13 protein-coding genes are annotated in these 13,052 nt (G+C 59.8%); 4 read left to right on the forward strand and 9 right to left on the reverse strand.

Translation table 11 applies throughout. The features are described from left to right. Nucleotides 1-933, forward strand: a complete 933-nt coding sequence (locus tag QO231_RS10040) for a J domain-containing protein (protein ID WP_316775694.1) — start codon at nucleotides 1-3, stop codon at nucleotides 931-933. Then, complete coding sequence (locus tag QO231_RS10045; protein ID WP_316775696.1) at nucleotides 930-1,274, forward strand: chaperone modulator CbpM; 345 nt, start codon at nucleotides 930-932, stop codon at nucleotides 1,272-1,274. Before QO231_RS10040 ends, QO231_RS10045 begins: the two co-directional genes overlap by 4 nt. An 86-nt stretch (nucleotides 1,275-1,360) precedes the next feature. Here the strand turns inward: QO231_RS10045 and QO231_RS10050 are convergent, their stop codons facing one another. The 4 genes from QO231_RS10050 to QO231_RS10065 all read right to left on the reverse strand — a co-directional run bounded on the left by QO231_RS10050 (nucleotide 1,361) and on the right by QO231_RS10065 (nucleotide 5,244). Next, nucleotides 1,361-1,720 carry a Lin0512 family protein gene (locus QO231_RS10050; protein ID WP_316775698.1) on the reverse strand — a complete coding sequence of 120 codons (360 nt, stop codon included), beginning with the start codon at nucleotides 1,718-1,720 and terminating at the stop codon, nucleotides 1,361-1,363. Next, nucleotides 1,713-2,060, reverse strand: a complete 348-nt coding sequence (locus tag QO231_RS10055; protein WP_316775700.1) for a Lin0512 family protein — start codon at nucleotides 2,058-2,060, stop codon at nucleotides 1,713-1,715. The genes QO231_RS10050 and QO231_RS10055 overlap by 8 nt, the downstream gene beginning before the upstream one ends. A gap of 97 nt (nucleotides 2,061-2,157) precedes the next feature. Continuing rightward, on the reverse strand, nucleotides 2,158-4,683 hold the full coding sequence (locus QO231_RS10060) for a hybrid sensor histidine kinase/response regulator (RefSeq protein WP_316775702.1): 2,526 nt from the start codon (nucleotides 4,681-4,683) through the stop codon (nucleotides 2,158-2,160). 42 nt (nucleotides 4,684-4,725) lie between these two features. Beyond that, nucleotides 4,726-5,244 (reverse strand): molybdopterin-dependent oxidoreductase, encoded by a 519-nt coding sequence (locus tag QO231_RS10065; protein WP_316775704.1) that lies wholly within the window; start codon nucleotides 5,242-5,244, stop codon nucleotides 4,726-4,728. A 298-nt stretch (nucleotides 5,245-5,542) separates the two neighbouring features. Here QO231_RS10065 and QO231_RS10070 point away from each other — a divergent pair, with 298 nt between their 5' ends. Together QO231_RS10070 and QO231_RS10075 are read left to right on the forward strand one after the other, a co-directional pair. After that, a complete protein-coding gene (locus QO231_RS10070) occupies nucleotides 5,543-6,157 on the forward strand; it encodes a response regulator transcription factor (protein WP_316775706.1) in 615 nt (204 codons plus the stop codon). 194 nt (nucleotides 6,158-6,351) lie between these two features. Further along, nucleotides 6,352-7,338 (forward strand): aldose epimerase family protein, encoded by a 987-nt coding sequence (locus QO231_RS10075; RefSeq protein WP_316775707.1) that lies wholly within the window; start codon nucleotides 6,352-6,354, stop codon nucleotides 7,336-7,338. A gap of 167 nt (nucleotides 7,339-7,505) precedes the next feature. Here QO231_RS10075 and QO231_RS10080 read toward each other — a convergent pair whose 3' ends face one another. The 5 genes from QO231_RS10080 to QO231_RS10100 all read right to left on the reverse strand — a co-directional run bounded on the left by QO231_RS10080 (nucleotide 7,506) and on the right by QO231_RS10100 (nucleotide 12,791). Next, nucleotides 7,506-8,966, reverse strand: a complete 1,461-nt coding sequence (locus QO231_RS10080; protein WP_316775709.1) for an aldehyde dehydrogenase family protein — start codon at nucleotides 8,964-8,966, stop codon at nucleotides 7,506-7,508. Between the two features lie 172 nt (nucleotides 8,967-9,138). Beyond that, nucleotides 9,139-10,302 (reverse strand): M24 family metallopeptidase, encoded by a 1,164-nt coding sequence (locus tag QO231_RS10085; protein ID WP_316775711.1) that lies wholly within the window; start codon nucleotides 10,300-10,302, stop codon nucleotides 9,139-9,141. Between the two features lies 1 nt (nucleotide 10,303). After that, a complete protein-coding gene (locus QO231_RS10090) occupies nucleotides 10,304-10,723 on the reverse strand; it encodes a cupin domain-containing protein (protein WP_316775713.1) in 420 nt (139 codons plus the stop codon). Between the two features lie 11 nt (nucleotides 10,724-10,734). Further along, nucleotides 10,735-11,583, reverse strand: a complete 849-nt coding sequence (locus QO231_RS10095) for a phosphoenolpyruvate hydrolase family protein (RefSeq protein ID WP_316775715.1) — start codon at nucleotides 11,581-11,583, stop codon at nucleotides 10,735-10,737. An 8-nt stretch (nucleotides 11,584-11,591) separates the two neighbouring features. Next, nucleotides 11,592-12,791, reverse strand: a complete 1,200-nt coding sequence (locus tag QO231_RS10100; protein WP_316775717.1) for a Tm-1-like ATP-binding domain-containing protein — start codon at nucleotides 12,789-12,791, stop codon at nucleotides 11,592-11,594. Nucleotides 12,792-13,052 lie beyond the last annotated feature (261 nt).

Consider the following 13,052-nt stretch of genomic DNA (forward strand, 5'->3'; position numbering starts at 1 on the left):
ATGAGCACTGACCCTTATGCCGCGCTTGGCCTGACCAAATCGGCAACAACCGAAGAGATCAAGAAGGCCTATCGCAAGATTGCGCGGGACCATCATCCCGATCTCAACCCCGACGATGCGACATCCGAGGCCAAGTTCAAGGCAGCTTCGGCGGCCTATGACCTGTTGAAAGAGCCCGAGACCCGCGCCCGGTTCGATCGGGGCGAAATCGACGCCAGCGGTCAGGAACAGCAGCAGCGCCAGTACTACCGCGATTTTGCACAAAGCGCTGACAACCCCTATCGACGCGGGCCGCAGCCTGGCGATTTCGCCGACGCGTCGGACATCTTTTCCGAATTCATGCGGGCCCGCGGCCATCCCGGTGGCGGACATGGCGGCTTTGGTGAGGGTTTCAATGCGCGTGGACAGGACGCGCGCTATGCCCTTGAGGTTGACTTCCTGACTGCGGTCAACGGCGGCAAGACACGGATCACCCTGCCTGACGGACAGGGCCTGGGCGTGGCGATTCCGCAAGGCACGCAAGACGGCCGGACCATCCGGTTGCGCGGCAAAGGCAGCCCAGGTTTTGGTGATGGGCCGGCGGGTGATGCGCTGGTGACGCTGTCGGTGCGCCCGCATCGGTTCTTTCGTCGCGACGGCAATGACATTGTCCTGACGTTGCCGATCACGCTGGACGAAGCCGTTCTGGGTGCCAAGATCGCGACACCGACGATTGACGGCTCGGTGAACCTGAGCATCCCCAAGGGCGCCAGCAGCGGTCAAGTGTTGCGGTTGCGCGGTCGAGGGGTCAAGCCGGCCAAGGGCACACCCGGCGATCAACGGGTGGAACTGTCTGTCGTGATGCCGTCGGAGATTGACGACGAGTTGGCACGCTTCATGGAAGCCTGGCGCGATACGCACCGCTACGATCCGCGAAAGGGCATGAGCGCATGACCATCCGCTACAGTGAAACCGAAGTCATCACCGCCATCAGCAATCTGACCCAGACGCGCCTGACACGATTCGTGCAGGCGGAGATCGTTGTGCCGGTGCAGACAAGCTCCGGGCCTCAGTTCGGTGATATTGATCTCGCGCGGTTAAAGTTGCTCTGCGAGTTGTATGATGATTTCGATCTCGACGAAGACTCGCTGGCGGTGATCATCTCGTTGATCGACCAGTTGCACACGGCCCGAAGCGACCTGCGCAACTTGCTGGCTGCCCTTGAGACCGAATCCGAGGACGTGCGCAATCGGGTTTCATTGTCCTGGGCGTCACGGCGCGGAGAGCGGGCCTGATCCGATCAGGCTCAATGGCGATCCGGCCTTGCGCGATTGGGGACACCCGACATCATCAGACCTGTCTAGCGGGACCCAGAAGCCCTCTAACTCTTCAACGTCCAGCCGGTCTGAGGCGGCAAGAACGCTTCGACTGCTGCTGATGCGACGACGATGGTGTTTCCCGCCGGGTTCTCGACATTCAGTCCGCCTTTGACTGCAAGGACTTCGGCGTGGCCTCTGGGCAGTTTGGCCGCGAGGCTGGCGATGTCGACCTTGTCTGGCTCCTGTACCCCCACGGTCACCTGCACACGCATCGCATCTGTGCTCAGGTCCAGCGAGGCAAAAATCGGGAGTGCGGAATGGCGGATCGCATCCTCGATCGCGCGGGCGGCGGCCTTGGTGTAGTCCATCCCGTACTGATCGTTGCCCATGCCCATTTCAATGATCATCCGTTGCTCAGCCATCTGTGCGCTCCATGTCAAACGCGACGGAGATGGCGGCATTGGCGATTACGGTCGGGTTGCCATCCCCATCCGGACGCGCAATGTCGAGACCGCCCTGCGCAACCGTGACAGTCGGCCGCCCGTAAGGGAACACGGCCAGGATCGCGTCGGCGTCAACCAGATCCGGTTGCTGAACACCGATTTCCACGTTGATCTTCATCGCATCCTTGGGAAAGCCGAACAGCTCGGCCATGTTGATCGAATTGTGCCACAGGGCATCCTTTACCGCCCGTCGCGCCGCTTCGGTATAGTCTCCCCGCCGCAGAGAAGTACCCATTCCGAACTCAGTCAGCATACGCATCGTCGCCCACTCCTCTTCTTTGCCAAGTGACTTGTTGCAACCGTGGTTCCCGGGCGCAACCCCACCTGGCGCGCGGGTATCAAGATGGTGCAAATCATCATGGTCGCAGGGTCGACCTGGTATCCTCCCAGACGCGCTTCAACGCTGACAGCTGCATCGCTATCCAGGCGCGGTCGCCGGCCTTTGCTGCGGCCTGTATGGTCCTGAGATTTTCCTGCATTGCAGTTGCCCCGAATATTGCGGCGCTTCCTGCAACCTGATGACACAGACGTTCGATCTCTGCGCAGCTCAGCACACCGGTCTCCGAGAGCTGTGAAATCAGATCTTCGCCCTCGGCAATGAATGTCCCGACCAGCTTGTCATAACCCTCTTCGCCAAGGACCGCCTGCGTTTGATGACGGTGATCCAGATCTACGACCTTCGTTTCGCCGGAAGCCTGTGAAACCGAGTATCGACCGGTGATTTCGGCAAGCGATTCCTGCGACAGGGGTTTGGTCAGGACGCCATCCATCCCGTCCTGCAAAAAGGCAGCCTGCTCGTCAGCCATGGCGTTCGCGGTGATCGCCACGATCGGCGACTCCGCAGATGCACCGCCGCCAGCGCGAATGGCACAGGTCGCGGCGCGACCGTCCATTACGGGCATGCTGATATCCATGAGAATCAGATCAAATCGCAACTTTGCCGCCAACACTATCCCGGCTTCCCCATCATGCGCCACCGTGGTCCTGTGGCCTGCGGCTCGCAACATCTCGCAGACGACGACCCGGTTGATTTCGTTGTCTTCGACCACCAGGATGTTCAGCCCTGCCTCTTGGGCAGTTGTTTCTCCGTCTTGCGTGGATGTCGCGGATTTTGTGTCTGCGACTGCAGGTCTTACCGGGATCCGGACCCAGAACGCCGTGCTCTGCCCATCAGGTTCATCAAGACCGATATCGCCCCCCATCGCGGTCGCAAAGCGCCTGGCAATGCTCAACCCCAATCCGGTTCCTCCGAATTCCCGATCATAGGCGGTGTTGCCGGTGACGAAATCGTTGAACACGGTCGCCCGCAACTCTGGTGCGATCCCGATCCCCGTGTCCTGGACGCGAAACAACACCTCATGACCACCTTCATCCGTGCGCCCGGCCTCTGCCGTGATCGACACATGCCCGTTGTGGGTGAATTTCACCGCATTCGCGATCAGGTTCTGTAAGATATGCAACAGCCGGTCCGGATCGGATTCGACCCAATGCATCGGCTCTCCGATCCATCGCCAGCTCAATGTCGTGTTCTGCGCGGCAGCAGTCCCGGACTGACTATCAATCAGGTCCGTCACCAACCGATCCAGATGCGTCGGGACATGTTCAATACGCAGATTTCCGGCATCATACCGCGTGATGTCAAGCACATCCGACACGTGCCGCATAAGCAGTTGCCCGGACGTCTGCATGTCCCTGGCAAGGCGCTGTTGCCGCTCACTCAACTCAGTGCCGCGCAGCAGAGCCAGGTTCCCCAACAGCCCATTCAACGGCGTGCGGATCTCGTGGCTCATCGTCGCCAGAAAATCGGTTTTCATACGCTCTCCCGCAAGTGCCTGATCGCGCGCCTTGACCAGCTCCGTTTCGACACGGACCTGGTCCGAAACATCCCGCAGGAAAATGATGAAGATGTGGCCGTCATCCGTATGCGCCACCTGGATGGCGACCTCCGCAGGAAACCGATCGCCATTGCGCCGTACGGCCTCAAGCTGCATGCGTCCGCGTCTCACGAAGCGCGGGTTATCGCCGTCGCGATACCTTCTCAACCGCTCAAGAAGTCCGCTGCGCAGTTCAGGTGGGCAGGTGACATCCAAGAGGTTCTCGCCGATGACGTCGGACAAGGTGCGATCAAAAATGACCTCTGCAGCCCGGTTGAACTCCAGGATGACTCCCTCGGCGTCGCATACGATCACCGCGTCAAGCGACGTCGCAATGATGGTATTCAATCGTTTTGCTGTCCGCTCGATCGACTTCTGTCGCAGGGCATTCTGCTTGTTCAGACGGATCAGGTGAGCAACCGACAACGCCAGCGCGATGATCAGACCGATGGCAGCCACGGTGAGCCGCGTCAGGGTCTGTGCGATCTCTTTTCGGCGTTCTTCGGCCGTTGTCGAAAACTGTGAGAGGCCCGTGCTCGACAGTTGACGCAGGCTCAGGCGAATGTTCTGAGCATCCGCGGAAATCGCCGCCAGTGAAGCGCGCAGGGTATCATCATCTCCGTCAATCAGAGGCACGGTGCGATCCAGAAAACCCTGCGCCTCTTCGAGGGCATCACGATAGGTCTCGTTGCTGCGCAGACCGGAAGATGCCGGGGCCTCATTGAGCGTCGCCAGACGGCTGAAAAAGATGTCAAACCGGCACCTTAACCCGCTTAGGTCCGATGTTTCGTCTAACCGCGCGAGCTCAACCTCAACGAGCATCCCGAGAAACTCGACCTCACCCTGTGAAACCGTCCACTGCATGTTGTCGGAACTGGCTGCTTCAAGCAGCCGCAGGTCTCTGACCACCCGAATTGACAAGAATGCAATGATGCTCAAAGCAATTAGACCGGCGATGATCCCAAAGATCAGACCGGCCCTCAGGCGTCCGTGAGTGCTGCTGGACAAACGTATTTCCCGTTAGATGAAGCCTGCGGTTTGCAAGCCGCTTTAGTGGACTGCCTCGATTCTGTCGAGTTGCCAGATGCTGCGGGTGTAAATCAGCTCCGATTTGTACGCTTCGTTGCTGTCATATGGATATATAATCCAAAGTGGCCCCTTGTTGCGCCGGGACATCGGCTTTCCATTCAACTCAAAGGCGACAATCGGCCCGCCCTTGACGGCATCCGTGACCGGAATCTCTACAGTATAGTCATTGATCGCCGCGGCGCGGAGCGTGCCTGAACGGATGCCAAGCGCATCGATCAGAACGGCAAGAGAGACCCCCCGGAACCGCTGGACTCCCTTTGTCCAGTTCGTCGTCGTTTCAATCACCGTGCTGTCAAACGCCTCGAGCATGGCGAGGTCAAATTGCACCGCGTCACCGAAATTGGCTTGGGTCACCGCTCCGGTGACGGTCAGCAACACCGCACCCTCCGCTTTTCCAAGTTTGGTCGCATTGGCTCCGGCGGTGGCGATGATCACACCGACCAGAGAGGCCACGACGGTTTTCCAGAATTTCTGGATCATGCGGTGACTCCTTGCAGGGTCCGAAATTATTGTGCCAGAACATGGTTGAACCTGCACCAAAGGGGTCGGATAGAGAACTATCCCTTGGTATAGGTTATTCGGGCGCTTGCTTGCCGGGTGGCCGGAATTCGGAGCAGCGTTCAGTTTGTGAACCCCTCTCGCTCCCCTTGTCGCGCAGCTAGGAGGTCGGGGCCACGCGACGATCGAAGATGGGCAAAACGAAAAAATCGCAATGAATTCGCCACAAAGATGACAGCTTTCAATTTTAGCGAGGACACGAACCGAAGGAGGCAACGCAATGCGGGTTCTGATTGCCGATGACCATGAACTGATGCGCGATGCGCTTGTAATGTTCCTGCAGAATGCGGGAGGAATCGACGCGAGTACGGCGGGCTCGGTCGACGAAGCCTGTGCTCTCATTGAGAAGGACGCGCCCTTCGATCTGGTCATGCTCGATTTCAACATGCCTGGCATGAATGGTCTCGCCGGTCTCACCCGCACCATGAATATCGGTGGCGGGCAGCGCGTGGCGCTGATATCCGGCGAAGCGACACGCGACATTGCAGAACGGGCGCTCGGAGTGGGCGCGGCCGGTTTCATCCCCAAATCCATTCCCGCGAAATCCATGGTGAATGCTGTCCGTTTCATGGCGACCGGCGAACAGTATGCGCCGGTCGAATTCATGACCGCATCCGACGCCCCCTCGTCCAATCCCTTGGCGGCAAAATTATCCCGACGCGAAATGCAGATGCTCAAAGGGCTGACCGAGGGCAAGACAAACAAGGAAATCGCCCGTAGTCTGAATATTCAGGAACCCACGGTCAAGCTTCACATGAAGAACCTCTACCGCAAAATCGGTGCCGCCAACCGAACCCGCGCCGCCCTGATCGCGCGCGAAGCTGGCCTGTTTTGACCGGCAATAGCTGCTAAGGCCGTTCCACAGGTCGGGATTGGCCCAGCGCAAACGCGTCAAGGATACTGCATGATGGCCGCCGATATCGCCCTTTCTCAACAAATCCTGCTCCCGATTTGGATGGCGTCACAACCGCGTCACGCGATCACAGTTTGCTGGCCGGCTGCATCAATGAACCCTGCGGCGCGGCTTCGATGCTGACGGTAGGGCGCACTCCGGATGGGCGCGACGTCAGGCAAATTTCTCTCCGGGGTGGCGGTCTGACCGCAACTGTCCTGACTTATGGCGCAACCCTGCAATCCCTGCGATGTGACGGCCACTCCCATTCCCTGATTCTGGGCAGCCCGGATTTTTCGGCCTATCTGGCCGACATGCACCATTTTGGTGCCATCGTCGGTCCGGTTGCCAATCGGGTCGCGGGCGGCCGCTTTGAACTGGACGGCATCACCTACAGGCTCGATCGCAACGAAAACGCTCAAAACACCCTGCATGGCGGCTCTGCCGGCTTTCACACACGTGTATGGGAGGTGGTCGATCACGGTCCCGCGCATTGCACGCTGACGATCACACAGGCCGATGGGCTTGGTGGCTTTCCGGGGGACCTGCAGGTGAGCGCGCGCTACAGCCTCGAAGACGATCACGCGTTGCGGATCGACATTTCGGGCCAGGCCAAGGCAGTTGCGCTCTTCAACCCGGCATTTCACGGCTACTGGAACCTTGATGGCAGCCGCGATCTCTCGGGCCACAGGCTCAAGATCGCGGCGAACAGCTATTTGCCCCTGGATGCCAACCTGATTCCGGCAGGCAGCCCGCAGCCCGTTCAGGACACGCCCTTTGACTATCGATTCCCGCGCCCGCCGGATCCGGCGCTCGACCACAATTTCTGTGTTGCGCCCCGGCGTGGCTCCTTGCGCGAGGTTGCGCAGGTGACAACATCCGGCCACCGTCTTGCGCTGGAAACCACAGAGCCGGGTCTTCAGGTCTATGCTGCGGGCCAAACCACCTCTGGCGACTGGCCCGGCCATGATGGCATCCCTTACGGGTGCAATGCCGGGATCGCTCTCGAACCGCAACTTTGGCCAAACGCGCCGAACCGGCCGGATTTTCCCTCTGCACGAATTGAGGCCGGTCAACAGATCGTCCAGACGTCGCGCTTTCGCTTCGCCTTGGGCGCGGGATGAGCGCCAATGACCTCTTGGCCAGCACCCTGAGTAACGCTGTTGGGCGTCATCACCTGAAGTCCGCTCTGGAACGTGGCGCTCGACCGCACCCCAGGCTTGCGACCCCTTGGCGCCCTCGTTCACCGGGGCCCAACCCTTCCGTGACAAGGCGGCGGGCCGTGGCCGGGTCAGTCGTGACGGATGAGGATGGTGCGCACCGCGGCGAATTCCAATAGCGCCTCCCACCCCTTTTCGCGGCCATGACCCGATTTCTTCATGCCGCCAAATGGAAGTTCGATCCCCCCGCCGGCACCGTAACAGTTGACAAAAACCTGTCCGACTTCCATCTGCCGGCCCACCCGCAACGCGCGCGCGCTGTCGCGAGTCCAGATGCCTGCCACAAGGCCGTATTCCGTTGAATTGGCAAGGGCAACCGCATCGGCCTCATCCTCAAACGGGATCACTGCCAGAACCGGACCAAACACCTCTTCATGCGCCAGGCGATGATCTCTGGGGACCGGACCATACATATGCGGTTCGACGAAATTGCCCTGCGGGCTCAAGTCTGCCGCCATCTGCCCTTTGGCCAGCAACGGCAGGCCGGAACTATCCGCAAAATTCAAGAAACGCTCGACGCGGTCTTTCTGGCGCGGATTGATGAGCGGGCCAAGCTGTCCCTCCATGTCCGGCATGACAACACGCACCTTCGAAAAGGCGTCTGCGATGAGCGGCACAAGCGTATCCATCGCCGAACGCTCGATCAGCAGCCGCGATCCTGCGGAACAGGTCTGCCCTGCATGCTGGGTAACCGCCCCGACCACGGTCGGCACGACAAGCGCCGGGTCCGCATCGGCAAACACGATCTGCGCCGATTTCCCACCCAGTTCGAGCGTGCACCCGATGTGGTTTTTTGCGGCAGCAGTCTGGATCGCGACGCCGGTCTCGGAAGAGCCAATGAACGAAATAAAGTTGATGTCGGGATGTTCAGACAACGCGGCGCCCGCTTCGCTGCCCAACCCCGTGACCATGTTGAGCGAACCGGGCGGAAAGCCGGCCTCAATCATGATGGCCGCCAATTCAAGGGGCGTGGCACAGGCATCTTCGGCGGGTTTCATCACCACGGCATTGCCCATCGCCAACGCGGGGCCGATCGAACGGGGAAACATTTGCGCCGGATAATTCCACGGGATGACATGTGCGGTTACGCCATGCGGCACGTGTTCTGTTGCGGCGAAATAGCCATTCTGCACTGGAATCGTATGGCCATGAACCTTGTCGGCAGCGCCCGCATAATATTCCAAATAGCGCGCGCAGGCCGCGATATCCGCGCGCGCCTGCGCAATCGGCTTGCCGGTGTCGCGTGCCTCAAGTTGGGCCAGATCTTCTGCGCGATCCTGTACGATCTGCGCGGCGCGCAACAAGAGCCGCCCCCGCTCCACGGCGTTTAGCCGCCCCCAATTCCCTTGCAAGGCCCGTCGCGCCGAACCGACGGCACGATTCACATCTGCCGCGCCCGCGCGTGCGATACGGCCAAAGACCTGACCATCCGCTGGCGCGGTGGTCTCAAGCCACTGATCATTCGAGGGTGCCGCCCAGGCGCCATCTATCAGAAGGCCGGTGATATGGTCGGAAACGGTGGCATTGGTCATGACAGAGTCCTTCAAATCGCATCAACGCATCAGCGGGCCATGATAGGATTTGTAGAGATGATGTTCCAGCCAACCCACTCCTTCAGCCAATTTCGCAGCGCGCCCACCATGTTTCAGGCCCGGGTGTGCTCCACTCGCGCCGAAACCGAACACCGCGCAGTGAACCAGCGCCCTACCCTGTCCCGCCGAGGTTCCAGCCGCGCCCGTCGGTCCCGAACATCTCGTAACCGGTGTCGGTGACTGTCAGCGTGTCTTCAAGTTTGATGAAGCCGCGCGTCGGATGCTGCATGTGGGTCTCGATGGAAAGGACCATACCTGTCTTGAGTGGCGTGTCGGCGTCGCGCCCTTCGTAGGCGACGGGATGGTTGGTCAACAGGAACGGTGCCTCGTGGCTGACCAACCCCATGCCGTGACCGAAAAAGTCGGTGTATTGCCTGTTCGGCTGTCGCGCCAACGCCGCCTGGCCCCCAGCAATCGCGGCGACCCCCGGTGTACCGGCCTTGACCTCGGCAAAGGCCGCCTGCTGGATTTCCTCGATCTCGCCCAACAGATCGACCAGTTCGGAATCCGGTTCACCCAACACACCCATGCGACAGATATCACCGATATAGCCCTGCAAGTTGCCACCTGAATCGATGGACAAAACGTCGCCGTCTGCCCATTTTTGATCTGACCCGGCCCGGTTATGGCTCGATCCAAGTGTCAGCAGGCAGTAGTCGAAGATCAGCCCGCGCCTGGTCTCCTCCAGCCGCAGGCGCTCGATGATTTCGTGCTTGGTGCTACCGGCACCCGAGGCCGCGATGGTCGCGCGCATCGACTCCGTGATCTTTTCGGACGCATCGCGCAAGAGCGCAAGTTCCGTCGGCGATTTCACCGCGCGGAGGTTTTCCAGCACCGATGTTGCGTCGAGAAATGCGGAATTCGGCAAGGCATCCCGCAACACGTCCTGAGAATCGGATGGCAGGAACGATGGTTCAACCCCGACGCGCCCGGTGCTGAAACCGATCTTTTCCAAATGCCTGACAGCCTGATTGACGCTGTCCACGCTGCCCCAGGCCATGGGGTAGAAATGCGGAACCCAGAACGGCGTATTTTCGTTTTCCCCCTTTTCCATCGTGTTGGCGATATAGGCTGTCTTGTCCCGATCCCCTTTCACATAGACGATGATGGGCAGATAGCGGCCATGCCCGATCGCATCCATCGCGGAAAAGAAGATGAACGAATACCCGCCGAGCAGGTAGCGCACGTTGTGTTTGGACGTAACCAACAGCGCATCCAGACCCGCGTCATCCATCAGGCTGTCGAGATGGTCAAAATCGTAGCTCAGTTCGTTCATGTCAGGCGCCGTTCAGATCGCTGGCCGGGATCAGGTGAAAATCCGGCGCGTCACGCAATACTTCTTCGGGACCAACAGGCGAATAGACCACGAAAATCTCCATCGGCTCGGATCCTGTATTCTGGGTGGCATGATAGCGGCTCTCGGGGATGAAAACGGTGCAGCCGGGGCCAACTTCGCGGGTTTCCGGTGTGCCGGCCTCATCTTCGATCATCTGCTCGCCGGTGCCCTTGATGATGAAGATGATCTCTTCCGCGCCCGGATGATTGTGGCGGCTGTGTCCCTGACCCGGTGGCACGAACACGACGCCAGCCGAAAACTTCGCCGCACCGTTGACCTCGGGCGCACAGGTCAGCGCCAGCCGCCCCCAGTCGAACCCGAAATTGTCGACGTCCTGCGGATATACAAAGTACTTGTCCATCGCACCCATCCTCATTCTTCCTTCTTGCAGATCATGTCCATGTTCTTGAAACGTCCGATCTGATCGCGGATCGCGATTTCGGTCGGCAGACGCTCGGCGCTGCTGGCCCCGTAAAACCCGTGGCACCTGTCGCAGTTCTGCAGCACAAAAGCGGCATCGTCAGGCATGGCAATGGGCCCACCATGGCAGATCACGATCACATCGTCGCGCACCGATCTTGCCGCTGACGAGATGGCGTCGATCTCTGCCACGCAATCCCCGAGACTCTTGGCCGAGGTCGCACCGATGGTGCCGCCTGTTGTCACGCCCATATGGGCGACCACGATGTCAGCGCCCGCCCTGGTCATCGCGGTTGCCTCATCAGGATTGAACACATAGGGCGTGGTCAACAGGTCAAGCGCATGGGCCTCCGCAATCATCTCGACCTCAAGGCCGTATCCCATGCCGGTCTCTTCGAAACTCTGCCGCATGGTGCCGTCAAAGAGGCCGATCGTCGGGAAGTTCTGCACACCGGAAAATCCCATCGCCTTCAACTCGGCCAGGAACTGCGGCATCAGGATGAATGGATCTGTGCCGTTCACTCCGGCCAGGACAGGGGTGTGTTTTACCACCGGCAAGACCTCGACCGCCATTTCCCTGACGATCTCATTGGCGTTTCCATAGGCCAGAAGACCCGCAGACGACCCGCGCCCGGCCATGCGATAGCGGCCCGAGTTGTAGATCACGATCAGATCGATACCCCCGGCCTCCTCTGATTTGGCAGAAAGTCCGGTCCCCGCGCCGCCGCCGACGATCGGGCGGCCCGCCTCGATCAATGCATTGAGCTGCTTGAGAATCGTGGCGCGGGCAATGGCTGGCATGGTGTGTCCTATGAAATGCTCAGATAGGCCTCTGCCGCAGCAGCGGAAAAAGCAGGATCGTTGATGTGTTTTGGAAGGCGCCTGACCTGACGTGTGTCGGTTGCCCGCAGACCGTTCTCGAGTGCCCCGAACAGCGCCGCCTGTGCCTCCGGGTCCCAAAAGGGTCCGTCGGCGATATCCAGCGCCGAAATTCCCTTTTCCGGTAGCAACAGGATGACCTGCCCGGTGGCCGTGTTCAGCTTGTCCGCGATCCACGTGCCAATCGCCGCGCAGTCCGCGGCAGTGGTCCGCATCAGGGTGACGTTGGCATTGTGATGATAGAACAGCCGATCCTTGAACCTGTCTGGCACCGTATCCGGTGCCCAGAAATTGACCATGTCTAAGGCGCCGACGGACCCGACATAGGGCTTGCCGCTTGCCATCACCGCATCCAGCCGCGCCGCGCCCGCAGACAGCACGCCGCCCACCACTTCGTCGGCAATTTCGGTCGTTGTCATGTCGATCAGGCCGCCAAGCATGCCTTCGCCCAGCAACCTTTCCATGCTGCGCCCGCCGGTACCGGTGGCGTGAAACACCACGCAATCCAGCTGATCTTCGAGAAGGGCGCTGATTTGAGTCACGCAAGGTGTTGTAACGCCAAACATGCTCAGACCCACGCTGGGTTTGATGTCACCCTGCGCGACATAGGGATTCGCCGCCATTCCCAAAATGGATTGGGCCGCATTGTGCATTATGTGGCGGCTGATCCGGTTGAGCCCCGCAATATCGGTCACCGATGGCATCATGATTATGTCGCTGGTATCGACATAAGGCGCGACATCGCCCGACGCGAGTGTCGAGACCATGAGTTTCGGAACACCATAGGGCAGTTCGCGCATGCCTTCGGAAATGATCGATGTGCCGCCGCCGCCGCCAATCCCGATGATCGCCGCGATCTCGTGACTGTGCGCCGCGCAGAAACCGGCAAAGGCACGGGCCATGGCTGCCACCGATGTCCCGCGATCACCCGATCCGAAAACCGCATCGATTCCGTCAGGATGATGGCCTGCGACAACCGCCGGGGGAACGTCCATCTCGCAGCCGGCACCGCGCGTTCCAACATCGACCGTGCAAACATCGACACCGGGATGAACCAGCAGGTTGCGCAGATAGGTGATTTCCGCAGCCTTCGTATCGGACGTGCCCACCAGATAAATCACGACCGTCACTTCTCACCCCCTGAAATCACTAACTGGTCGGGCCAGTTGCTGCTGTTTCCTGCTTCTCACGCGCCGACATTCCCGAGTAAGCCACCGGATCAGGCATCAGGCTAGCACAACAGATTGCGCTGATACACTAGTTTTTCATCATATGATAAGGATGCTGCGCGTGAACCAAGGCATCAAACAAAGCCTTGACAGACCATTTCATCTGGTAATACCAAATTAGCAGCAGGTTTCGCAGCCGTCGTACCCTGCAACCGCGTTCGA

The sequence above is a fragment of the Sedimentitalea todarodis genome, assembly GCF_032595355.1.
GTDB classification, from domain to species: domain Bacteria; phylum Pseudomonadota; class Alphaproteobacteria; order Rhodobacterales; family Rhodobacteraceae; genus Sedimentitalea; species Sedimentitalea todarodis.